The organism is Spirillospora sp. CA-294931, assembly GCF_050946795.1.
In the GTDB taxonomy this organism is placed as follows: Bacteria; Actinomycetota; Actinomycetes; order Streptosporangiales; family Streptosporangiaceae; genus Spirillospora.
On record NZ_CP192006.1, the window covers coordinates 589,674 to 611,924 of the forward strand.

20 protein-coding genes and 2 tRNA genes are annotated in these 22,251 nt (G+C 69.1%); 7 read left to right on the top strand and 15 right to left on the bottom strand.

What is annotated here, in order from left to right:
* Positions 1-2: 2 nt before the first annotated feature.
* The 6 genes from ACQPY4_RS02785 to ACQPY4_RS02810 form a co-directional block, all read right to left on the bottom strand.
* Positions 3-656 (bottom strand): hypothetical protein, encoded by a 654-nt coding sequence (locus ACQPY4_RS02785; protein ID WP_433332055.1) that lies wholly within the window; start codon positions 654-656, stop codon positions 3-5.
* A gap of 589 nt (positions 657-1,245) precedes the next feature.
* Positions 1,246-2,229, bottom strand: a complete 984-nt coding sequence (locus ACQPY4_RS02790) for a hypothetical protein (protein ID WP_433332057.1) — start codon at positions 2,227-2,229, stop codon at positions 1,246-1,248.
* Positions 2,230-2,353: 124 nt separating this feature from the next.
* Positions 2,354-3,286, bottom strand: a complete 933-nt coding sequence (locus ACQPY4_RS02795; protein WP_433332059.1) for a DUF5753 domain-containing protein — start codon at positions 3,284-3,286, stop codon at positions 2,354-2,356.
* A gap of 81 nt (positions 3,287-3,367) precedes the next feature.
* Entirely contained in the window at positions 3,368-4,198 is an 831-nt protein-coding gene (locus ACQPY4_RS02800; protein ID WP_433332061.1) for an SAM-dependent methyltransferase, read from the bottom strand.
* A gap of 280 nt (positions 4,199-4,478) precedes the next feature.
* A complete protein-coding gene (locus ACQPY4_RS02805; RefSeq protein ID WP_433332063.1) occupies positions 4,479-4,700 on the bottom strand; it encodes a hypothetical protein in 222 nt (73 codons plus the stop codon).
* A gap of 100 nt (positions 4,701-4,800) precedes the next feature.
* Positions 4,801-6,087, bottom strand: a complete 1,287-nt coding sequence (locus ACQPY4_RS02810; protein WP_433338778.1) for a CpaF family protein — start codon at positions 6,085-6,087, stop codon at positions 4,801-4,803.
* Positions 6,088-6,446: 359 nt separating this feature from the next.
* On the opposite strand from ACQPY4_RS02810, the gene ACQPY4_RS02815 reads away from it, so the two are divergent.
* From ACQPY4_RS02815 to ACQPY4_RS02835, 5 genes are all read left to right on the top strand, one after another.
* A complete protein-coding gene (locus ACQPY4_RS02815; protein ID WP_433332065.1) occupies positions 6,447-9,128 on the top strand; it encodes an ATP-binding protein in 2,682 nt (893 codons plus the stop codon).
* A gap of 53 nt (positions 9,129-9,181) precedes the next feature.
* Complete coding sequence (locus ACQPY4_RS02820) at positions 9,182-9,637, top strand: hypothetical protein (RefSeq protein ID WP_433332067.1); 456 nt, start codon at positions 9,182-9,184, stop codon at positions 9,635-9,637.
* A 374-nt stretch (positions 9,638-10,011) separates the two neighbouring features.
* Positions 10,012-10,629: a hypothetical protein gene (locus ACQPY4_RS02825; RefSeq protein WP_433332069.1), complete on the top strand. Its 618-nt coding sequence runs from the start codon at positions 10,012-10,014 to the stop codon at positions 10,627-10,629.
* A 388-nt stretch (positions 10,630-11,017) separates the two neighbouring features.
* The gene (locus ACQPY4_RS02830) at positions 11,018-11,611 is read left to right on the top strand and encodes a hypothetical protein (RefSeq protein WP_433332071.1); all 594 of its coding nucleotides are present in this window, start codon (positions 11,018-11,020) and stop codon (positions 11,609-11,611) included.
* Positions 11,612-11,799: 188 nt separating this feature from the next.
* The gene (locus tag ACQPY4_RS02835) at positions 11,800-12,858 is read left to right on the top strand and encodes a hypothetical protein (RefSeq protein ID WP_433332073.1); all 1,059 of its coding nucleotides are present in this window, start codon (positions 11,800-11,802) and stop codon (positions 12,856-12,858) included.
* A 413-nt stretch (positions 12,859-13,271) separates the two neighbouring features.
* On the opposite strand, the gene ACQPY4_RS02840 is transcribed toward ACQPY4_RS02835, so the two are convergent.
* The 3 genes from ACQPY4_RS02840 to ACQPY4_RS02850 are packed head-to-tail and all read right to left on the bottom strand — an operon-like array spanning position 13,272 to position 14,544.
* Positions 13,272-13,712, bottom strand: coding sequence for a VOC family protein (locus ACQPY4_RS02840; RefSeq protein ID WP_433332075.1), 441 nt, complete (start codon positions 13,710-13,712; stop codon positions 13,272-13,274).
* Complete coding sequence (locus tag ACQPY4_RS02845) at positions 13,709-14,215, bottom strand: SRPBCC family protein (protein WP_433332077.1); 507 nt, start codon at positions 14,213-14,215, stop codon at positions 13,709-13,711. The genes ACQPY4_RS02840 and ACQPY4_RS02845 overlap by 4 nt, the downstream gene beginning before the upstream one ends.
* Entirely contained in the window at positions 14,212-14,544 is a 333-nt protein-coding gene (locus ACQPY4_RS02850) for an ArsR/SmtB family transcription factor (RefSeq protein WP_433338780.1), read from the bottom strand. The genes ACQPY4_RS02845 and ACQPY4_RS02850 overlap by 4 nt, the downstream gene beginning before the upstream one ends.
* 388 nt (positions 14,545-14,932) lie before the next feature.
* On the opposite strand from ACQPY4_RS02850, the gene ACQPY4_RS02855 reads away from it, so the two are divergent.
* Complete coding sequence (locus tag ACQPY4_RS02855; protein WP_433332079.1) at positions 14,933-15,085, top strand: hypothetical protein; 153 nt, start codon at positions 14,933-14,935, stop codon at positions 15,083-15,085.
* Between the two features lie 205 nt (positions 15,086-15,290).
* Here the strand turns inward: ACQPY4_RS02855 and ACQPY4_RS02860 are convergent.
* From ACQPY4_RS02860 to abc-f, 6 genes are all read right to left on the bottom strand, one after another.
* Positions 15,291-15,364 (bottom strand) — tRNA-Phe (locus tag ACQPY4_RS02860).
* Positions 15,365-15,385: 21 nt separating this feature from the next.
* Positions 15,386-15,463, bottom strand: a tRNA-Asp gene (locus ACQPY4_RS02865).
* 94 nt (positions 15,464-15,557) lie between these two features.
* The gene (locus tag ACQPY4_RS02870; protein WP_433332081.1) at positions 15,558-16,322 is read right to left on the bottom strand and encodes an ABC transporter permease; all 765 of its coding nucleotides are present in this window, start codon (positions 16,320-16,322) and stop codon (positions 15,558-15,560) included.
* Positions 16,319-17,038 carry an ABC transporter permease gene (locus ACQPY4_RS02875; protein WP_433332083.1) on the bottom strand — a complete coding sequence of 240 codons (720 nt, stop codon included), beginning with the start codon at positions 17,036-17,038 and terminating at the stop codon, positions 16,319-16,321. Before ACQPY4_RS02875 ends, ACQPY4_RS02870 begins: the two co-directional genes overlap by 4 nt.
* A 44-nt stretch (positions 17,039-17,082) precedes the next feature.
* A complete protein-coding gene (locus ACQPY4_RS02880; RefSeq protein ID WP_433332085.1) occupies positions 17,083-18,075 on the bottom strand; it encodes an ABC transporter substrate-binding protein in 993 nt (330 codons plus the stop codon).
* Positions 18,076-18,383: 308 nt separating this feature from the next.
* A complete protein-coding gene (abc-f, locus tag ACQPY4_RS02885) occupies positions 18,384-20,006 on the bottom strand; it encodes a ribosomal protection-like ABC-F family protein (RefSeq protein WP_433332087.1) in 1,623 nt (540 codons plus the stop codon).
* A 431-nt stretch (positions 20,007-20,437) separates the two neighbouring features.
* Between abc-f and ACQPY4_RS02890 the strand changes: the two genes are divergently transcribed.
* Positions 20,438-22,195 carry an adenylate/guanylate cyclase domain-containing protein gene (locus ACQPY4_RS02890; RefSeq protein ID WP_433332089.1) on the top strand — a complete coding sequence of 586 codons (1,758 nt, stop codon included), beginning with the start codon at positions 20,438-20,440 and terminating at the stop codon, positions 22,193-22,195.
* The last annotated feature ends 56 nt before the right edge of the window (positions 22,196-22,251 follow it).

Sequence of the window (22,251 nt, forward strand, 5' to 3'; positions counted from 1 at the left end):
CTTCACGGTTGGGTTTTGCGAATCCAGGCGGGATATGTCATGCCCTTGCTCGTCACGGAGACGCTTCGATAGTCGTCGGGGTCGAGATGCTGGAAGCTCACCCCGACGCCGTAGACGTGGTCCGAGATGATCAGGGCGAGGTGGTCGGTGCTGTCGGCCAGGTGCTGCTTGAGCTGGGGAGCGTCCAGGAGGCGAAAGGTCAGGATCAGGTCGGGACTGATGACGCCGTGCTTGTCCGGCTGGAAATAGCCGACGTGGACGGCCATGCGCATGTCCAGGCTCGCTCCCGGCCTCGCGGTCCGGTTATAGGCGTTGAGCCCGGCGGCGAGGCGAGGAGCGACCCTGTTGACGATGATCGCGAAGTTGGTCTCGGTGGCGTTGATGACGAACATGCCGTCCCCGCGGTCCTCGCGGATGCAGCGCCGCGAGCGGACGTCGGCGTCCTCGACCAGTTGGTACAGGACGGCGCGGAGCCGTTGCTGGATGAAGGCGGGACGGCTGCTGAAGTCGGCGATGTCGAGGGCGAACATGACCCCGAAGTGCTGCTGTGAACCACGATCGAAGTCCAGGGGTTCGTGCGGATGGGAGGTCGGCCGCGGCAGGTGGTGCGGCCACCGCGGGAGGAGGGATCGAAAGCGGGCCAGCAGCATGGACACCCTGCTTCACTGAGTCGGGGGATCGGGGTTCCTAGCCGAGATGGTCATCGGCCCAGAAGTCGATCAATTGATCTGGTGTGAGGTGGTGCAGCTGTGGCTGCTGGCTTAACCGCCGCCTCGTGAGCAGCATCCATCGAACGGTGAGCGCGGCCGCCAGACATTCCTCGTCAGCCGTCCGCGGTCCGCACTTCCCCGGTTCCCGCCAACGGGCGGCGGACGGGTTGTGAGCCGACTCCCGGTCCGCCCTGCCGCCATCGCCGGAGAGCTGGGCGGCCGGAGCGGTGTCGACGGGCGGCGAGGGCATGGCAGGAAGGCTCTTCCATTCGGTTTGGTGTGGTTGGACGTGATTGGCGCCCGGTTGACCTGCATGGTCACTTTCTCGGGGCGCGTCACCCATATGCGGCGATTTGCTCGCATCCGAACGCGGGGTGATCGCAACCGAACACCGTCCGACCGGCGCCGAACGTCGCCGAACACTTCGCCACCGATCGAGGACGCGGCATGACCGCGATGCGTGACGCAGGTGCGAACGCTGGGTCTCGGCGCAGGACGCCATCGAGCGCAGGAGGAGCCGACGGACGCCGGATGGTCAGCTGGGAGTGTCGCCCGGGCTGGCGGGTCGAGATGGGAGCGTCCCCAGCGCGCACTCGTAGTACGTCCTCGCGGCGCGGTGGTCGCCATCGGCGTCGGCGGCCCTGGCCAGCCGGTGGGCCTGGGTCCGGGCAAGCCGTCGGTTGAGGCTGCGAGGGCTTCCCTGCAGCAGTTCAAGCGCGAGGTGGTGACCAGTGGCGGCGGACGCCGTCACCAGCGACAAGACCGTCTCGTTGAACGCCCGGTCGACCGACAGCAGGATCGCGACCTTGTAGACCGAGTCGGGCTGCCCGGCCATGGCGTTCATCAGCAGTCGGTGGGCGTGTTCGCCGAATGCCACGATGTGCTCATACGCCGCCTCACTCACATGGATGCCACTGACGCTGTCGGCATCGGTCTCGTCGCCCGTCCCCGCATCGCCGTCGTCGGCGGCCGTTCGGCAGGGAGCGGAGGCCGTCGACGTCCGATGACGCTCGGCGCAGGGCGGTTCGGCTGGAGCGGACGTGTCGTCCGTGACGGGCTCGGGGGCCCTGGGTTCACGGATGGGCTGCTTCATTCGCTCGGCTTGGTCTTCGGCCTCGCGCAGGGCCTCTTGCCAGGACCACAATCCGTCGCGGCCCGGGTCGGACTCCATGTTGCCGGTGATGACGGCCAGCCTCTGGCAGCACAGCACGAAGGAGGCGACCCAGTCGCTGGAGGGCAGTCCGTTGCGGCGAGCGTTGAGGACTTCACTGATTCCGGACTTGGAGAAGGTTACGTTTTCAACCATCTTCAGTTCCGGTTGTTCCTTCTGGAGTACTGCTAGCATCTTGACGATGGCCCGGTAGCGTGGTTTTCCGCAACGTCGGTGGAACTGCTTCAGTTCGGCGGCGAACTTGTCACGAGGCGGGTGCGCCGGAAACTTCTTACTCAAGGCCAACCCGCCCTCTCTCTGGGCCGCAGCACCCCACTCGCTCGGTGGGGCAGTTGCCAGGCGGATCACCTGGACGACAATCTCGGGAACTCCGCTAGATTTACCACATAGTTTCATACCATCGGCGGACTTCTGTGTCCTGGGACACTATTCACACCACGTGCACCACCGGGCGGTTATCGGCGGATGGACGTCACAGCTCCCGGCTGATCCGCCGGAGCAGCGCTTGCGTGGCGGACGCGGGGAGGGCCGCCTTGGTGGCCAGGATGTGATGTGCGTACCGGTAATCGTCGATCTCGGCCTGCGAATCCAGGTACAGGGTGGTGGTGAGGTGCTGGAGGCACACCAGCTCCGGCAGCGGACCGGGCTGGCTGAATCCACCCAGACTCAGCAGAGTGAACGAGCCGGGGAGATGGGCGGTCGCCTGGTCGACCGGGATGATCTGCACCGTGAGGCGCGGGAGGTCGCACAGGTCCATCAGATGTTCCAGTTGCCTGAACATCGTCGCGCGGCCGCCGTGCGAGCGGCGCAGCGAGATCTCTTCGGCCACCACCCACACATGCGGCGGGTCGTCCCGGTGGAGCAGGAGTCGCTGCCGCGCGTTCCGCAGGTCCGCGCGCGCCTCGATCTCGGCGGAACTCAGCCGTTCGTCGGTTCCGTGGATATGCGCGCACGCGTATTCGCGAGTCTGCAGCAGATCGTGCACCGCGTGGACGCTCACCGCCCGGATCAGCCGTGAGGCCTGCTCGAACCCGAGATAGGGCAGGTGCCAGGCGGGGATCGCCACGCGGTAGCGGTCCCACCATCCGGCGACGTTGGCTTCCCGTGCCAGACCGAGGAGCGCGGCGCGCTCACGAAGGTCGCTGATCCCGTACTGCTCGCACTTGTCGATGACCTCGTGCAGACTGACCGGCGCGTAGTCGCCCTTCAGCCAGTCGATCACCTCGCCCGCGACCCCGTCTTCGGTCTGCCCGCCCGGAAGGGAGCAGACCCGGCGCATTTCCCGTAGCCGCAACTCCAGCAAGATCCGGGCCATGACGGGCCCCTGACCAGGCGCGCCGCGTTCGCCCTCACGGCGAAGGCCGTCGACTACCGGCTCGTCGTCGGCCGCGTCCTGTGCATGCATGTCCACCCTTAAGCCAGGGGTCTTCAACATTCGGGGAAACCTGACGGTTACTGGCTCCCCACGACCCTAACCCGGGGACGGTCAGGGCTTCCGACCGACTCCGACGTACTGGTCGGTCGGTTCGGGCTCACCGAACGGCGATGGCCCCGGCCTCCACAACGGGGCAGTGACGACACCCGGCTCCACCAGCTCCAACCGGGAGAAGAACGCCGCCAGCCCAGCGGGGGAGCGATGCCTGCCCGGCGGCGTGCCGAACCGGTTCCACTGCTCGATCGCGGCGACCATCTTCTCCCCGGTCACCTCGATCGTCGGATGCGCGATCGCCAGATGGCTGCCGGACGGCACCCCGTCCAGCAGCCGGTCGATGATCCAATGCGCCTTCTCGTCATCGATCACATGCCACAGCACACCGAGCATCGTGATCGCCACCGGTCGGCTGAGGTCCAACGTCCCCCGTGCGGCGTCCAGGATGACCTCCGGCTCATGCATGTCGGCGTGCACGTATTCAGTCGCACCCTCGGGTGTGCTGGTCAGCAACGCCCGCGCATGGGCGAGCACCAGCGGATCGTTGTCGACATAGACGATCCGCGACGCGGGCGCCACCCGCTGCGCCACCTCATGGGTGTTGTCCACGGTCGGCAACCCGGTGCCGATGTCCAGGAACTGCCGGATCCCGGCCTCACCCGCCAGAAACCGCACCACCCGTCCGAGGAACGCCCGAACGGCCCGCGCCTGCGTGACGATATCGGGCAACGTCTTCTCGATCTGATCGCCCAGTTCGCGGTCCACCGAATAGTTCTCCCGGCCGCCTAGCCAGTAGTCCCAGATCCGCGCCGAATGCGACACCGAAGTGTCGATCTCCGGCGACGTCCACGGACCACCTCGCCCCGAGCCTGCGTCCTCCGCATTCACCGGGCACTCACCCCGCTCCGCTAGCCCGCCATCCGCCTCCACGATAAAGCGAAATGGGTCAGGGGAAAGATCGTCCAAGGCGCCCGTCGCATAAACCGCGACAGAACTGTGGCCAATCCGTACAGTGCACCAAAACAAGCGCCCGCCCCGACTGCCGCCACTGCCCCATCCCACTCAACGCGAGACAACTGAGCCATCTTTTCGTCCCGGCAACGAGAGAAAGCAGCTACATCGGTAGACAATAAGATTGGCGCACTGCACCCTGACTTTGAAGCAGGCTCTAGTCGTCGTCGCGGGTTCTGCGGGTGACGCGGTGCAGGATCTCGATCGCGGCCAAGCCGACACCCACCGGTGCGGCGGCCTCTGGGTGGGCGAGCACGGCGATCGCCAGGACGCCCGCGCCGGTCAGGATGGCCGCCGGGCGTTTCCATCCGTTCCGCGGGCTCGCGCGCGGGACGTCGTCAGGCGTTTGACTTGGGCTTACTTCCGAGGGATCGTGCATAGCGTGTTCTGCCTTCCGTGATTCAGACCCGGGGGTTGGACCGACAGACGGCTCCCCGTTCCCGCGGGGGGCCGTCCACATTTGCGGCGAAGCCGACAGATCATGAAGTGGTGGGCGCCTCCTCCACAGTGCCCGGAGCGGACGCTTGCCCGAAGACGGCCGGGACGATGTCTCTGCCCTGAGCCATCCGTGACCTGAACGTTTCGGGCAGCGGGTGGTACACGGGTGCGCCGCTGTCGAGGCGCTCCATGACCGGGACGTGAACCAGGTGATCGGCGGAGCGCTGAGCGTTCACGCTGATCTCCTGAACGTGGTAGCCGCCGTTTGCGCCGCGCTGCATGAAGACGATCACGTCGATCGACCGGGCGAGCACACGCCGGATGGTCTCGGGAGAGCCGCTGCTGTCGGCGAGCCGGGCAAGGGTCTCCAGCCCGGAGACGGAGTCCTCCGTGGAGTCGGCGTGGATGGTGAACATCGAGCCGCGACAGCCCGTGCTGATGGCCTTGAGCAGATCCAGCGTCTCGGCATCCTTGGCCTCCCCGACCACGAGCCGGTCGGCACCCATCTTGAGTGCGTGCTGGACCAGCGTCCGGACTGAGACCTCCCCCCGGCCCTCGACGTTGGGGGGGCGCGCTTCCAGCGAGATGACGTGGTCATGCGGGAGTTGCAGTTCTGCGGAGTCCTCTACGGTGACGATGCGCTCTCTGTCTGGGATGAAAGCCGACAGCGCGTTCATGAAGGTCGTCTTTCCACTGCCCGCGTTGCCGGCGACCATGATGTTCATCCGGGCCCGGACGAACGCGGCGAGCAGCATGACCGTGGCCTGGTCGAGGGTCCCCCTGGCGGCCAGTTCGTTGACAGAGGCAAGGCGGGCGAACCGTCGGATGGTGAGGGTCGGACCGGCGCGCGAAAGGGGCGGAACGGTCACAGTGACCCGCTCTCCTGTGGGGAGGCGCGCGTCGAGGAGCGGGCTCGACTCGTCGACCCGGCGGTTCACCTGGGCGACGATCCGATCGATCACCTGGTAGAGCTCCGTCTCGCTGGAGAAACCGGCGTCCAGGCGCTCCAGGCGGCCAACGCGCCGGAAGTAGATCTCGTTCAGACCGTTCACCATGATCTCGCTGACCGACGGATCGGCGAGCAGGGGCTCCAGAACACCGAGCCCGAGCGCCTCGTCCACCACCCGCCTGATCAGTGCGGCCCGTTCCCTGGCGGAAAGAACCGGGCCCTCGCGGGCGATGAGATGCCCGGTGACCTTCTCCAACCGAGCACGCCGTTGGGCCAGGCTGAGTTCGACGAGGTCGTCGAAGTTGATCTCTTCGAGCAGCCGGGTGCGCCAGTGGGCCACGCTGCCGGGACCGACGCCATGTTCTTGGACGAGTTCCATCGGGACGATCGCGGCCACCCGCTGGCCCCGACGCATCACATAGGTGACGCCGCCCTGCTCGATGGCCAGGTCAAGCGACTCGGAGAACCGCGCACGGGCATCGCGCACGGACAATTCCCGTGCGTCGCCGAGCCCCGTGGTCGGAGCCGCCTGCTCATCCAGCCGATCCTTCAAGCCCATGAATAATGTGTACACCGGTGTACACAACCTGTCCAGTCCGCCGAGCCCCACCGTCCAGCACCCCCAACCGTCCCTCGGTCAACTCCACGACAGTTCTTCTTGATCATGACGACAGGATCTTGCGGCGCGGGGCTATATCCGCAGGACCGGCCGATCCGGGGGTGGGTGACACTGGCTGGGTGGAGGAACCGTTCGTAGGGCGTCGGCGGGAGCTGGCGGAGCTGGAGCGCGCGGGGACGGAGGCGTCCGAGGGGCGCGGGTCCGTCGTGCTGGTGAGCGGCGAGGCGGGCGTCGGCAAGTCCGCCCTGGTCCGCCGGGCCGTCTCCCGGCTCGGGGACGCCGCCGCGCTGACCGGACGCGCCGTCCAGGAAGAGGGGGCGCCGGACTTCTGGCCCTGGTCGCAGCTCATGGAATCGCGCGCGGCCCTGGGGCTCGGCCTGCGTGTGCTCACGCCGTCCGGGCAGGACGCCGCGAGCCTGCGGTTCGAGGTCATCGACCGGGCCGTGCGGGATCTGGCCGAGGCCGCGGAGCGGCACCCGCTCGTGCTGGTGCTGGAGGACCTGCACTGGGCCGACGAGGCCTCGCTGCGGCTGCTGCGCCACCTGGCGGGCGAGGCGCGGCACACCAGGATCGTGCTCTTCGGGACCTGCCGGACGGTCCCCGACCTCCTCGCCGAGCTGGACTCCACGGCTCTCGGCCCGCTCGGCGAGGACGACGTGGCGGAGTACCTGGCGCGCTTCGCTGACGCCCATCCGTCATGGGCCGCCCGGCTGCGCCGCGAGAGCGGCGGCAACGCGCTGTTCCTGCGCGAGCTCACGCGGACGCTTCGAACCCGGCTGGCCGGGCCCGTCCCGGACCGGCTGCCCGTTCCCTCGGCGCTGCGCAGGCTGATCGAGCTCAGGGGCGCGGGACTCGGCGAGGCGTGCCGTGGGCTGCTCGCGGGGTGCGCGGTCTACGGCGACCAGATCGACGTCGACGTCCTGCGGCCCGACCCCGAGCCGCTCGCGGAGGCCGTCGCCGCGGGCGTCCTGGTCGAGGACCCGCGCAGGCCCGGGTCGCTGAGCTGGTCGCACGGGCTCGTCCGGACGGTCTGGTATGACCGGCTGCCCCGAGACGAACGCCTTGCCTGGCACCGCCGCATCGCCCGGGCGCACGGCGATCTCCACGCCGCCGCGTCCCACTGGGCGAGGGCGGCCGTGGACCCGGAGGACCGCGGGGCCGCCGCCGAGGCGTGCTCGCGCGCGGCGGAACACGACGAGCGCCGGTCGTCGTTCGACAGCGCCCGCTACTGGCACGGTCAGGCCCTGGCCTTCGCCGCCGACGACACCGAACGCTGCCGGAGGCTGCTCGCCCTGGCCGAAGCCGCCTACCGGGCGGGCCGGATCGCGGAGGCCCTGGAAGCCTGCGAAACCGCCGCCGAGCTCGCCGAACAGCTCGCGGACCCCACGTCGCTCGCCCAAGCGGCGATCACCGTCGAGGGCGTGGGCGGCCCCCAGGCCGGAACCGTCGGCCGCCTGTGCGCACGCGCCCTGAAAGCACCGCTGGACGACGCGACGCGCGCCCGAGTACTGGCCCAGCAGGCCGTCGCGATGGCCGTCTCGGACGATCCCGAAACCGGACCGGTCAGCGTCCAGGCCCTGGCCCTGGCCGAAGGCTCGGGAGACCTCGACGCCCTCGTGGCCGCCCTGCACGCCCGGCACCAGGCGGCCGGAGGCCCGGACGGCGTCGCCGAACGGCTGGCCATCGGCGCCCGCCTCGGCTCGCTCAGCCAGGACCGTCCGACGGCCGCGCTCTGGGGCCACACCTGGCGCATCGACGCCGCCTTCCAGCTCGGCGCCATCGCGGCGGTCGAGACGGAGACCCGCGGCCTGGCCGGCCTCGCGGCGCGTCCGGGAGGCCTGCTGGCCCGGTGGCACCTGCTGCGTACACAGGCGTCATTGGCGCTGCTCACCGGCCGCCTCGACGAGGCAGCCGACCTGGCGGGGGCCTTCGAGGAGATCGGCAGGCAGACCGGGGACGTGTCGGCCCAGGGCGCGGCCTTCGTGTTCGCCACCTACCTGGAGCGGCGCACCGGCGAGCGAGGACGGGCCCAACCGCCCGCCGCCTACGCCACCGCGATCCACCACGTCCCGATCCTGATGGCCGTGACGGCGACGCTGCACCTCGAACGCGAGGAGCTCGACGAGGCCGCCGTCCTGTTCGAACGCCTCCGGTCCCGCCTCGAAGACCTGCCGGTCAACCAGCGCTGGATCGCCATCGTGACGGCCGTCGCCGAACTGGCCGCCGCCCTGGACGACCAGGAGACGGCCGAACGCTGCCTGCTCCTGCTCAGGCCATACGAGGGCTACTACGACAACCAGGCCGCCGGGTGCGGTGGATCCATCGCCAGGACCCTGGGCGTGCTCGCGACCCACCTGCGCCGATTCGACGACGCCGAACAGCACCTGACGGCAGCGGCAAGAATGGAGCGCAGAACGTCCGCGCTCCCCACACTCGCTCTGACCGAACTCGCCCACGCCAAACTGCTCCAAGCCAGGTCCACCGAGCGAACCCGCGCCCTGACCTTCGCCGAGCAGGCCGCCCGCACCGCCCGCCGCCTCGGAATGGCACGGGTAGCACGCGAAGCCGCGGCACTGGCCGACGAACTGTCCGGCGTAAGCGGCAAAGCCACCCTCACCGGCCGCGAACGCGAGATCGCCGGCCTGGTCGCCACGGGCCTGGCCAACCGCGAGATCGCCGGACGGCTCTACCTCTCCGAGCGCACCGTGGAGACGCACGTCCGCAACGCCCTCGCCAAGCTCTCCCTCGCCAACCGGACCCAGCTCACCGCCTGGGCCCTCCGCAACGGAATACGCGGCTGATCTGCGTACCAGCACTGAGGCCCCGGGACGTCCGCCCGGGCGACACTCCACCCATGTACGCAACCTTCCACGACACAGCGCCCGAGAAGGGCGACCACTACGTGTTCCAGACCATCGGGGACGGCCACCGCTTCGCCCTCGTCCTGGACCCCACCACCGGCACCCACGAAGTACTCGACGACTGGTCCGGCCCCGCGGCCGGACAGTCCCCGGGAGCGGCCGCCATCACCAGCTTCGACGGCCCCGTAAGCGAGGCGCAGGCCGAGGCCGGAACCCAGGACCACCTGCTGCGTCTCAAGCCCGCCAGCGCGACGACCGAGGGCTTCGTCCGCGGCCTCCTCCTCTGGGAACCCCACGCCAGGGCCGTCAAGGCGGTCATCCTGTCCACCACGTTCGACCTCCTCGAAGCCGGGTCCCAGGCCGTCTACACCACACCCGTCCCCCCAGAAGTAGACCCGGCCCTCCTCTCCAAACCCGACCGCATCGAAATCTGCCGAGTCATCCCCTGAGCCCACGCAACTAGCCGCCAACCCCCGAAGCGTGCACAGCCCCGGCGCTCCTTGCTGCGTGACGGGGAACGACCCCGCCCGGCATGCCGCAGGAGATCTCGCTGGCCACCACGCGCCAGTCACCGCGGCCGCTGAGGGTCTTCAAGTCCCGCCTCGGCACGGCCGCCGACGACCAGTCGATCACCAGGTCCATGCGGACCGCCACCACCTTGCGGTCGTCCTCACCGGACGGGAAACGGTCGCCTTCGCCGGGCCGGTCGGCGCCCGGTGAAGCGACAACCCGACTCTGGGACGCCCTCCACGCCATGGCCACCGCACCGGCGTCGCACTGCACCGATCACAGCCACCTTTTCCGACCAACACTGGGAGAGACCATGATCACCCGAACCCAGCTGACCTGCCTCATCGCCGGTCCGCTCACCATGACGGCCGGACGTGCCCTGCTCGTCCCGCACGACGATGAGGACTACACCGGCGTCCTCACCGAGATGACCGCCGCACCGGCCCGCAACGCCATCGGCTGGTTCCTGGCCTTCCTCGCCTGTGCCCTCCTGATCCCGGCCAGCACCACCCTGGCCGCCACCTTCCACGACCGCTTCCCCCGCCTGTCCTCGGCAACGTCCGTCCTGCTCATCATCGGCTGGGTGAGCACTTCCTCCACCGCACCGAACATGCTCCTGGCCGCCGATATCGCCGACCACGCCCCCCTTCCGTCCGTGGTGGCAGGCATGGACGCCTACAACGACGGCATCGCCGGCGCCTTCTTCCTCACGTCCCTCCTCGGCATCATCGGCGCCATCACCCTCGCCGTTGGCCTCTACCGCAGCGCCACCGTCCCCAAGCCCGCCGCCGCCCTGATCGGCCTGGGCGCCGTCCTCACCATCGGCACCATGCCGGGCCCTCTCCAAGCCCTCCTCATAGCCTCCTCAACCGTCCTCCTCCTAGGCACCACCTGGTCAGCCCTAGCCCTCCGCCACCCACCCACCGCCTAACGGCAACGCCCTCAACCCCAAAAGAAGCCGATGCCGAACCCGCCCTCCAGCGGACGCCCGCCGACCACCCACCACGGCGGCGCAGCCAGGCAGCCGCCACGAACCCGACCGAAGCCCGCCGCGCAGGTCATCAACGCAAACGGTTCCGCGTCGGCGACGATGTCGAAACGTCCGGCAGCTGCTCCCGCAGCATGGCGACCACGAACCGCACCCCACCTCCGACTCCACGAGCCAGTCTCGGCGGCCACGACGATCCCTCGACCCCGATCCTCGACCAGCACCAAGGCCAGGGACCACTCGGTGCGCTGAGATTGGCGGGGGACCTTGTGGCCTTTCTTAGGTACTTTCGATGAGATTGCAGGAGCGACGTATCACTCGGGAGTGAACGATGTTGTTCAGGCGAGAGGTCCTTGAGGGGATCGCGGGCGGGCGGATCGACCGGGTGTTCCGGGTGTGGGCCGAGCCCCGGGTCCGCGCGGGGAGCCTTCAGCGCACCTGGGCGGGGATCATCGTCATCGACTCGGTCACGGCCGTCACCCCCGAGGAGATCACCGAGGAGGACGCCGTCTGTTCGGGCTTCAAGGATCGCGCCGCGCTGCTTACCGCCCTGTCCAAGAGCACCAAGGAGGGCGGCTACCACCGTGTCATGCTCCATTTGGGCGGCCCGGACCCCCGATCGGAGCTGGCGGGGAATGCCGATCTGACCGATCAGGAATTGGCCGACCTCAAAGCCGACCTGGACGCCGTCGACACCCGCAGCCGCCGCGCCCCATGGACCCGCGAGGTCCTGCGCCTCATCGAGGAACACCCCGGCCTGCGCGCCATGGACCTGGCCGAACGCCTGGACCGCGACAAACTCCCCTTCAAGGCCGACGTCCGCCGCCTCAAAGCCCTCGGCCTCACCGAAAGCCTGGAGTCCGGCTACCGTCTCTCCCCACGCGGCGAGGCCCTCATGGCCTACCTGCGGTCCTTGCCCGAGTGACCGGTCCCGCGTGCTGCTTCAATCTGATGGGTAGAGGGAGACCACAGATCAGAGACGGTCATGGGGCTGACTGCACAGCAGGGTTATGCAACGAGTGGGGTGCTGGTGTCGTCGCTGCCAGCCACTTCTTCGTAGCCGCGCTCGACGGGGGGTGTGCACGACGCAGTCGGGGGCGCGAGACTTACTCCATGCCGCTGTTTGAGATGACGCCTGAGTCCCTGGTGCCGGTGCCCTCGTCCACATTTACGGCGGAACAGGTTCTGGAACGGGCTGATCTGCAGCGGCTTCTGCGGGCCCGGATCAGTGCGATCGCCGACGGAGTATTGATCATTTCTGAGGAGTTCGGTGCGTTCGCCGACGCCCGGCGCCGCATCGACCTGCTGGGCATCGACCGGGAGGGCCACCTGGTCGTCTTCGAACTCAAACGCACCGAAGACGGCGGACATCTTGAGCTTCAGGCGCTGCGGTACGCCGCGATGGTGTCAGCGATGACCTTCGAGGATCTGGTGGAGCACTACGAGCGCTACCTCGCGCGGGTGGAGCCGTCAGCGACCGAGGAGGCTCGCGCCCGCTTGGTGGACTGGCTGGAGGAAGCCGATGCGGAGAACACCGTTCTCAGCCGCGAGGTGCGTATCGTTCTGGTCTCCGGCGGGTTCGACCGCGAGATCACCACAACCGTGCTGTGGCTTACCGAGGTGTATGGCCTGGACATTCGGTGCGTCCGCCTGACGCCCTACAAGGTGGGCGACCGGCTGCTGCTGGATGTACAGCAGGTCATCCCGCTGCCCGAGGCCAGTGAGCTGACCATCCAGCTCAGGCGGCGAGAAACCCAGGCGCGAGCAGCGCGCACCGGAGACGGCCCCGACTGGACGCCGTATGTGATCACCACACCGGACGGACATACCGAGCCGCTCCGCAAACGGCGCGCCGTCCTGGCCATGGTCGTCGCCCTCCAGAGTGCGGGTGTCACCGCAGAGCAGCTCGCCGAGGCCCTCCCCAACGCCAAATTCATCTCGGTCGAGGGCATCCTCACTGAGGAGAACCTGGCAGAGGCCCTGGTCGCGGCGTACCCGAACTTCAGCAAACGTCTTCAGCGCTGGTTCCTCGAAACACCAATCCACGACGCTGGCCGCACCTGGGTGCTGTCCAAGATGTGGGGTGCCAACACCGAACGCATACTCGAACGCCTCACCGCTCTTGCGCCACCAGGCTCCCGCTTTGGCTACGAGCCGGCACCAACACGCTGATCCCCCGCACCGGCCGTAGGAAGACGCAAAGCACAACGGCACCTTCAAGCCAGGAGATCACATCCGCTCATACCTCGTGTGGCAGGTCTGGCCCTGCGCCTGCTGCGAGCGCAGCTTCGCAGGTATGACTTCGTTCGATGATCTCGGAACGTGCTTTGAGCCGATCACATCCTCATCTGCGCTGAGGGCTTGTGGGCTTCTCCAGAGCCGGACTCTGCCGCAGGCTGACGTGATGGTGTTTCCCCACAGGCGAGCAGCGCGTCCTGCCAGGAAGCTGCCCAACGTAGCCCTTCCTCACCCATACGCAACGCGTTGGCCGTGGCGGGGTCGACACCCCAGATCATGAGGGGACGTCCTCTTCTGCCGATGAGTGCGTGCGAAATCTGACGACGGCTATGCCGAGTCCCCGCGGTTTAGCGCCAGGGCATGTGCTGTAGGCACCAGGTATTGCCGTCGGGGTCGGCGAAGTACGCGTAGAACACTCCGCCGAGGTCCTCGACCTCGCTGATCTCGACGCCGCGTTCGAGGAGTTCAGCGCGGGACGCCTCGATGTCGGCGACCACCAGGTGCAGACCGCGCAGTGTTCCCGGAGGCATGTCGAGGGTGGGGAGGCCTTCGGCGAGGGTGATCGAGCATGCCGAACCGGGCGGGGTGAGTTGGACAATGCGGATACCGGGCTTCGGGCTGACGTCGACGTCGAGGCGGAACCCGAGTTGGTCCTGGTAGAAGGCTTTGGCCCGTTCGATGTCGGTGACCGGCACCGGCACCAGCTCCAGCAACAGCGTGCCGGGCGGCACGGGTGGGTTGCCGGAATCCTTGGGGATCTCGTTGGCGGGGGCGGGCGTGTCGGTCATGGATGGCGCCTTTCGTGGATGAGGGTGGTGAGTAGGGCGGCAAGACGGTCGTATCCTTCGCCGGCGCCGCGTTCCATCGGGCTGCGGACGACCGCGTCGCGGATCTCGGACGAGGAATATCGCGCGGTGACGGTCATGGCGGTGCGTCCGTCTGTCTCGTCCAGAACGGTGGTGACCAGTGCCTCACCGTCGGCCCAGTCACGGTGGATCTCGGTCTGTATGAGGCGCACCGGCGGCACGATCTCGCGGAACAGTCCATGGAGTTCCATCTCGGCGCCAGCCGGGCCGGTGGAGACGAACCGCCAGGCACCGCCGGGGCGCGGGTCGACCTCACAGACGGTGAGCCGCCAGCCGCGGGCGCCGTGCCAGCGGCGGAGCAGTTCCGGTTGGGTGAGCGCGGCGAAGACCAGCGGCGCGGGAGCGGCGAATGTGCGGGTGAGGACGAGGTCGGTGGTCCCGGACGCGACGACCCGCAGCCCGAGGCCGGGGTGTGGAGACGTCACGTTTCACCGTCCTGTAGGTCGCCAAGCAGGGCATCCAGTCGCTGGTAGCTCGTTTCCCAGTAGTCGCGGTAGTCGGCCAGCCAGTCCGTGGCCGTCCTGAGCGGTTCGGCCACCAGCCGGCACGGCCGGCGTTGCGCGTCGCGGCCGCGACTGACCAGGCCGGCTCGTTCAAGCACCCGCAGGTGTTTGGAGACGGCTGGCTGACTCATCGCGAATGGCGCGGCCAGCTCGGTGACCGTGGCATCACCGGTCGCGAGCCGGGCCAGGATGGCCCGCCGGGTGGGGTCGGCCAGTGCCGCGAACGTCGCGTCCAGCGTGTCGCTTGCCACCATGTTGATAACCCTTCGGTTCAATAACCTGATGGTTTTATATGTGCTGGAGTCCGGGTTTGTCAAGATCGCGACGCTCTGGGGGCAGCATGGGAAACGTCTTCACACAGGCGTCGGTCGCGGGCGGGACGGGTACATCTCCGGGCCTGGCCAGACAGGGTTCGACCGGCTGTTCGCATGGTGCACGGCGGGCATCGTCGCTACCCCATGGCCGATCCGGACCGGCTGACCTACCTCACCTGCGTGAACTCCAGGAGCGGATCGGGGCGTGTGTCGTCGGCGGCAACCTGTTCGACCTCACCGCGGGTTGAAATGGGCGGCACCCGAGCGGCGTGCCGGTGTTCGTCGTCACCCACCGTCCACCGCCGGCCTGCTCGACGAGTTGCGGATGGACGTCGTGCCGATGGTTCTCGGTGCCGGTACCCCCATGCTGACCGGGCTTGGCGACACGGCGCCGATCGGCTTCGACGCGGCGGAGATCATCGAGGGGATCGGCGTGAGTCACCTGATCTATCGCCGCGCGACGCGGAACCTCAGGTAACGCCAGACACCGCCCAAAGACACACTCTCATGCCGCAGAGAGGCCGGACTCTGCTGTGGGTGAGGCGAAGGGCGGATCGTTGTTAATGCGCGGTGCTGAGCTTTAGGCGGAAGGTGTTCGGGTGGTGTGCGTCCGCCTATTGGAGTTGCAAGGGTATAAAGCAGAAGGCCCCTGACCGTGTTTCTGATGGTCAGGGGTCGAGAGGTGGGCAGGGGCGGGGTCGAACCGCCGACCTTCCGCTTTTCAGGCGGACGCTCGTACCGACTGAGCTACCTGCCCATGACGCGTGTTGGGCGCGTCTGGCGGTCCTGACGGGATTTGAACCCGCGGCCTCCACCTTGACAGGGTGGCGAGCACTCCTAGCTGCTCCACAGGACCTTGCGATGCTTCGAGTTTATCGGCTTCGGGCCGGTGATTCGGTCCTTGGCGACGTCCGAGAGCATACGCGATGCCCGAGGTGAGCGCCAACTCGTTAACGGTGCCAGGAGAGGGCGCGGCGCTCCAGGGCGAGGAAGGCGGCGTTGAAGATCAGGCCCAGGATTCCGAGGAGGACGATGGCCTCCCAGACGCCCGGGACGTCGGTCGTGGACTGGGCGTTCATGAGGTGGTAGCCGATGCCGTCGGTGCTGCCGACGTACTCGGAGATGACCATGAGGATGAGGGCGGTGGCCAGGCTCAGGCGCAGGCCCGCGAAGACCTTGGGGGAGGCCGCGGGGAGGATGACGCGCAGGACGCGGGTGGGCGCCGAGAGGCGGAAGGCGCGGGCCGTTTCCAGGTGGAGGGCGTTGATGGAGCGGGCGCCCTCGATGGAGTTCAGCAGGACGGGCCAGATGACGCCGAAGACGATCGTGGCGACCTGCATGGGGGTGCCGATCTTGAAGAGCACCAGGAAGATCGGGACGAGGGTCGGCGGGGGCACCGAGCGGAAGAAGTGGATGAGGGGGGCCAGGCGGTCGGACAGGTGGTCGGAGCGGCCCGCGGCCAGGCCGATGGTGACGCCGAGGGCGCAGGCCAGGAGCCAGCCCAGGAGGAGGCGGCCGATGCCGGGGAGGATGTTGTCCGTCGCGGCGGGTGTCAGGAAGAGGTCTGAGGCGGGGCCCGAGAACCAGTCCTTGTGCATTCGGGACAGGATGTCGGTGGGCGGTGGGAAGAACTGGTTTTTGGCTTGGCGGGTGGCGCCTTCCCAGAGGGCTAGGGCGGCCGCGATGACGCCCAGGCGGATCAGGAGCAGCTTCATGCGGTCCTCCGGTGCCAGCGGAAGGCGCGGCGTTCCATGGCGGCCAGGAGGCCGTTGGCCAGCAGGCCGAGGGCGCCGGCCCAGACGGTGGCGGCGAGCATCAGGTCGGTGCGGTCGGAGTTGCCGGCCGTGGTGATGAACGTGCCGATGCCGGTGCCGCCCGCGATCAGCTCGGTGCTGATGCCGGCGATGAGGGCGATGGCGGTCGAGAGCCTGATGCCGGTGGCGATGAACGGGGCGGTGCTCGGGACCGAGACGCGCAGGAGCGTCGAGAGGGGGCCGAAGCCGAAGGCGCGCATGGTCTCCTTGGCTACGGGGTCGACCTCGCGCAGGCCGTAGATCGTGTTGATCAGTGTCGGCCAGCAGGACGCGTAGAAGACCACCGTGACCTGGGTGTCGCGGCCGTCGGGGAAGACCAGCATGGCGAGCGGGATGATCGCCACGGCGGGGATGGGGCGGAGGAACTCCAGGAGGGGGCGGACGGCCGCCTCCAGCTTGGGGAGGCTGCCCAGGAGCAGGCCCATCGGGACGGAGACGGCGACGGCCAGGGCCAGGCCGAGCAGGCAGGCGGTGATCGTGGTACGCACTTCGCCGAGGAACGCGGAGTCGCCGAAGAGCTCGAAGGCGTCGGCGAGCACGGCCGAGACCGGCGGGAGGCTCTGGGAGTCCACCACACCGGTCCGGGCCGCCGCCTCGGCGATGACGAGGAAGGCCACCGCGCCCTGCGCTCCGCGGAATGCGCGACGGCGCAGGACGGGGTTCACTTCTGCTCGGCCACCGTCAGCTGCTTGACGTCCAGGTCCTTGGTCAGGTAGCCGTACTCCTTCATCAGGACGGCGACCCGCTCGAGCCGCGAGGTGCTCAGCGTGCGGGGGAAGGACCCCAGCGTGATCGTCGAGGCGGTCTGCGCGGGGATCTGGGTGTAGGTCGGGATCACCTTGGTGACCTCGTTGCGGTTGGCGGCCGCGACCTCCAGGGCCTTGCCGATGGCGCGCTGGAAGGCGGCCACGGTCTTGGGGTTCTTCTGCGCGAACTCCTCGGTGCCGCCCCAGCCCGCGATCGGGAACTTCTGGGTCGGGCCGGAGATCAGGTCGGAGATGCGCTGGGCGCCCTGCTGCGACTGGAGGTTGGTGACGAACGGCTCGACCGCCGCGACGGCGTCCACCTGGCCCTGCTTGAGCGCGGTGGCCATGTTCGGCAGCGGGATCGGCGTGATCTTGAGATCCTTGTCCGGGTTCATCGAGTTGGTCTTGACGTTGATCGCCAGCAGGAGGTCGGTGATGCTCTTCAGCGCGGGGACGCCGACCTTCTTGCCCTTCAGGCCGCGGATGTCCTTGATGCTGGAGCCCTTGGCGGTCAGCAGCGCGAAGGAGTTGTTGACGCCCTCGTAGCTGTCGGCGATGAGCTTGAACTTGATCGCGCCCTTGTCCTGGGCGGCGAAGGTCGAGACGTAGTTCAGCAGCGCCAGGTCCATCGAGCCGCTGGACAGCAGGGGCGTCGCCTCGGGGGAGGCCTTGATGACCTTCCGCTTGATCGTGATGCCCTCTTCCTTGAAGAAGCCCTTCTGCTCGGCGATGACCAGCGGCGCCGAGTCGGGGACGGGCACCACGCCGACGTTCAGCAGCGGCTTTTCCAGGCCCTTGGGGTTGGCGACCTTTTTGTCGTCCGATCCGCCACAGGCGGCCAGGACGGCCAGGGCGAGGGAGGCGGCGGTCGCGGTGGCGACGACCCGCCTGGGACGGGGGAGTCTCATCTCGTGTCCTTATAAGGAAGCTTAGAAGAGGTGATCAAGAAGGTGGATCAGCCTAACGCGAGGAGGATATGATGATCTTCTCGGTGGTCATAGCGTTACGAGCCCCCTTTTTCGCGGTGGACGCCCCCGAAACACGGCCGGACGCGGCATGTCGCACGAGAAGTGTGACCGAGATCACGTGTTATCACGGGTTTACCAGACAAGTCACGCCACGTCGCGCCGGAGTTTGCGATAAGTGAGTCGCGGAATCCACCCGAACAGCTCAGAGGCCGTTCCGGTGATGTTCACCCGGAACGGCCTCCGGCCGCTCAGGCGACCAGGCGCCCGTCGCGGAGTTCGGCGCGCGAGCCGGTGAATCCGCCGCGGAACCTGCGGTCGTGCGACACCACCAGGAGCGAGCCCCGGTAGGAGTCCAGCGCCGCCTCCAGCTCCTCGACCAGCGCGAGCGAGAGGTGGTTGGTCGGCTCGTCCAGGATCAGCAGGTCGGCGGGACGGGTGACCAGCCGGGCCAGCTCCAGGCGGCGGCGCTGGCCGACCGAGAGCACCGCGGCGGGACGATGCAGGTCCTCCTCCCGGAACAGGCCGAGGGCGAGCAGGGCGTCGGCGTGGTCCTCGGGCGCGCCGGGCAGGCCCTCGGCGAACGTGGCCAGCACGCCGCGCCGCGACCGTTCGGCCGGGAGCTCCTGGCGCAGGTAGCCGATCCTGCGCGGACGCCTGACCTTGCCGTGGTCCTGGGCGAGATCGCCCGCCAGGACGCGCAGCAGCGTCGTTTTCCCGGCGCCGTTCGGCCCGGTCAGCAGCATCCGCTCACCCGGGGCGAGCAGGAACTTGTCGATCTCCAGCCGCCCCGAGACGCGCACGTCCGCCAGCTCGGCGGTCAGGCCGTCGCCCTTGCCGCCCTCGATCCGCGCGGCGAACCGCAACGGGTCGGGTGGACGCGGGACGGGTGCGTCGTGCAGGCGCTGGAGCCGCTCCCGCGCGTTGTGGATCAGCGTGGACACGCCGCGCTCATGGGAACGCCGATGGTTCTTCACGCGCTGCTCGCGGGCGGACGGCTTGATCGCCCCGAGCCGCAGCGCTCCGGACTCGGCGAGCTCGGTCTGGCGCTCCACCTCGTCCCGCCACTCCTGGTACTCCTGCTCCCAGCGGTGGCGGGCCGCCGCCTTGGCGGTGAGGTAGCCGTCCCAGCCGTCGCCGTAACGGGTGACGGCGTGCCGGTCGCGGTCCACCTCCAGGATCGTGGTGGCGAACCCTTCGAGGAACGCGCGGTCGTGGGTCACGGTGATGATCGTCCCGCGATGGACGCGCAGCCTGGCTTCGAGCCAGGCCACCGCCCGGTCGTCCAGGTGGTTGGTCGGCTCGTCCAGCAGCAGCAGTTCCGGCTCGGCCGCCAGGACGCACGCCAGGCCGAGCCGCGACTGCTCGCCGCCCGACAGGCCGCCGAGCGTCCGGTCGCGGGTGAGGTGGCCCAGCCCGAGGCCGTCCAGTGCGGCGTCGACGCGCGCGTCGGCCTCGTAGCCGCCGCGTGCCTCGTACTCGGCGAGCAGCTCGCCGTACTCGGCCAGCTCCTGCGGGGACGCCTCGGCCAGCGCGGCCTCGGCCTCGCGCATCCGGCGTTCGAGCGCGCGCAGGTCGGCCAGCGCGTGGTCGACGGCGTCGGCGACGGTCAGCTCCGGCGCCAGCCCGAGGGTCTGGCCGAGATGGCCGATGCCGCCCGGCGCGACCACCGTGACCTCTCCGGCGTCGGGACGTTCGGCCCCCGAGATCAGGCGCAGCAGCGTGGACTTGCCGGACCCGTTCTCGCCGATGACGGCGGCCTTCTCGCCGTGGCGGACGGTGAAGGAGACCCGGTCGAGGACGGCGCGGCCCTCGTAGGCCTTGGCGACGTCCTTCAGCGTGAGCTGGGATCGATCTGAGCGGTGGCGGTTCATGGATGCGCCCTCCAGGAAATGCGGCCCGGCCATGCGGCGGCCAGGGATCGGTGCAAGACGGATCCGCTCACCGGAGGAGAGAACGGCACCCCGGCGGCGGGCAGGACTGGGCTCACGCGCGCACGGCACAGCGCGGTGTCATCACCGCGCGAAAAGAGAAGGGCGTGCAGGAGGCGCGTGCCTCGACCGCGGGGACGCGACGATCAGAACGTCGCGTCGGTGCGGGAGGTCAGAGAGCCCAGGGCCTTGCGACCCACGCCGTGGAGGATGCCATGCGTCGATGATAACCCGGCGCCCGCGCGGCACGGTGTGATCGTGGTCATAGTCCGCAGGGCGCTCTCGGCGCCGTCACCAGCGCGAACTAGGGTGAGTCGTGCTCGTGACCCGCGCGGCGTCCCTGGCCGGCGACGGGGCCGACGGGGGGAGACCGCGTGACCGAGCAGAGCGAGGCACCCACCGACGTCCATCCCGGATCCCGCTCGGACGACGCCGGCCGTTTGGACGCCGTGGGGCGGGACGACTGTGGTGTTCAGCAGCATGGGCGGGCGCTTGCTCGGGGGCTGGGGGCCAAGCTCGATCATCTCAATGTGACGTACCGGCCGACCAGGCTTGAACTGCGCGTCCGGTGGGCGCTGTTGTTCGTCGTGTCCGTCGCGAACGGTGTCGGGGCGCTGGTGGTTCTGGCGTTCGCGACCTTCGTGGTGCCCGATCCGCCGTTCCCCGCCGGGATCGATCGCGACCAGGTCAGGCTGGTCAACGCGGTCGCGTTCTTCAGTTATCCGATCTTCGCGGGGCCGGTGGCGCTGCTGCTCGGGTTGCGGATCTGGCGGCCGGTCGTCCGGTTGGCGCGCGAGGGCGGCGTCCCCGATGGCGAGCAGCGCCGGGCCGTCTTGCTGGGGCCGCTGCGCCTCAGCCTGGTCGTCGGCGCGATGTGGACGCTCGGCGCGGTGGGCTGGGCCGTCCTGGACCTGCTGCTTTTCACCCCGCGGCTGGCGGTCAAGACGGGGCTGACCTGCCTGCTCGGCGCCGCGACCACCTGCACGATCATCTTCCTGCTGTCGGAGCGGCTGCTGCGGCCCGCCGCGGCGCGGGTGCTGGCCGCCCAGACGCCGGGACGCCATCGCGTGCCGGGCGTGACGGTCCGGGTCATGCTCGCGTGGCTGCTGGGCACCGCGATCCCCGTCTTCGGGCTGATCTTCGTCGCGATCGCCACGCTGGTCGACTCCGACATCTCCACCGACCAGCTCGCGATCACGATCCTGGGGATCGGCGGCGCCGCGCTGCTGGCCGGGGCCGAGGTCATCTACATGGCCACCAAGGCGATCGCCGACCCGATCAAGTCCGTCCGGGAGGGGATGGCGCGGGTGGAGCGCGGTGACCTGAGCGCGGAGGTGCCCGTCTACGACGCCAGCGAGGTCGGGCAGCTCCAGGCGGGCTTCAACCACATGGTGACCGGGCTGCGCGAGAACGAGCGGCTGCGCGACCTGTTCGGCCGCCATGTCGGCCAGGAGGTCGCCGGGCTGGCCATCGAGCACGGCGACATTCCCCGGCTCGGCGGCGAGACCCGCGAGGTCGCGGTGCTGTTCGTCGACCTCACCGGATCCACGACGCTGGCCGAGACCCGCGAGCCGGACGAGGTCGTCGCGCTGCTCAACGCCTTCTTCGGCGTCGTGGTCGCGGTGGTGGGCCGCCATGGCGGCTGGATCAACAAGTTCGAGGGCGACGCCGCGCTGGCGATCTTCGGCGCGCCCAGCCCGCTGGACGACGCCGCCGGGTGCGCCATGGGCGCGGCGCGCGAGCTGGCGCTGCGGCTGCGCGCCGAGGTCCCCCAGCTGGACGCCGGGACGGGCGTCTCGGCCGGTCCGGTCGTCGCGGGCTACATCGGCGCCGAGCAGCGCTTCGAGTACACGGTGATCGGCGACCCGGTGAACGAGGCCGCCCGCCTCAGCGACCTGGCCAAGGGCGCGCCCGGACGGGTCCTGGCCTCGGGCACCGTCTTCGACCTCGCGCCGGAGGACGAGGCGTCCGCCTGGGAGGTGGGCAAGCCGGTTACGCTGCGCGGCCGGAAACGTCCGACTCGTCTGGTCTCGCCGCTGCCGCCCGAGCCCGAGCCCGAGCCGGACGAGCCGGAGCCGTCCGGGTCCCCGCGCCGCCGCCTGCCCAGGCCCAGGATCCGCCGCCGCGCCTGAACCGCCGCGCGACCTGGGATTTCAAGGTCATCGCATCGGACAGCCACCGGGTCGTC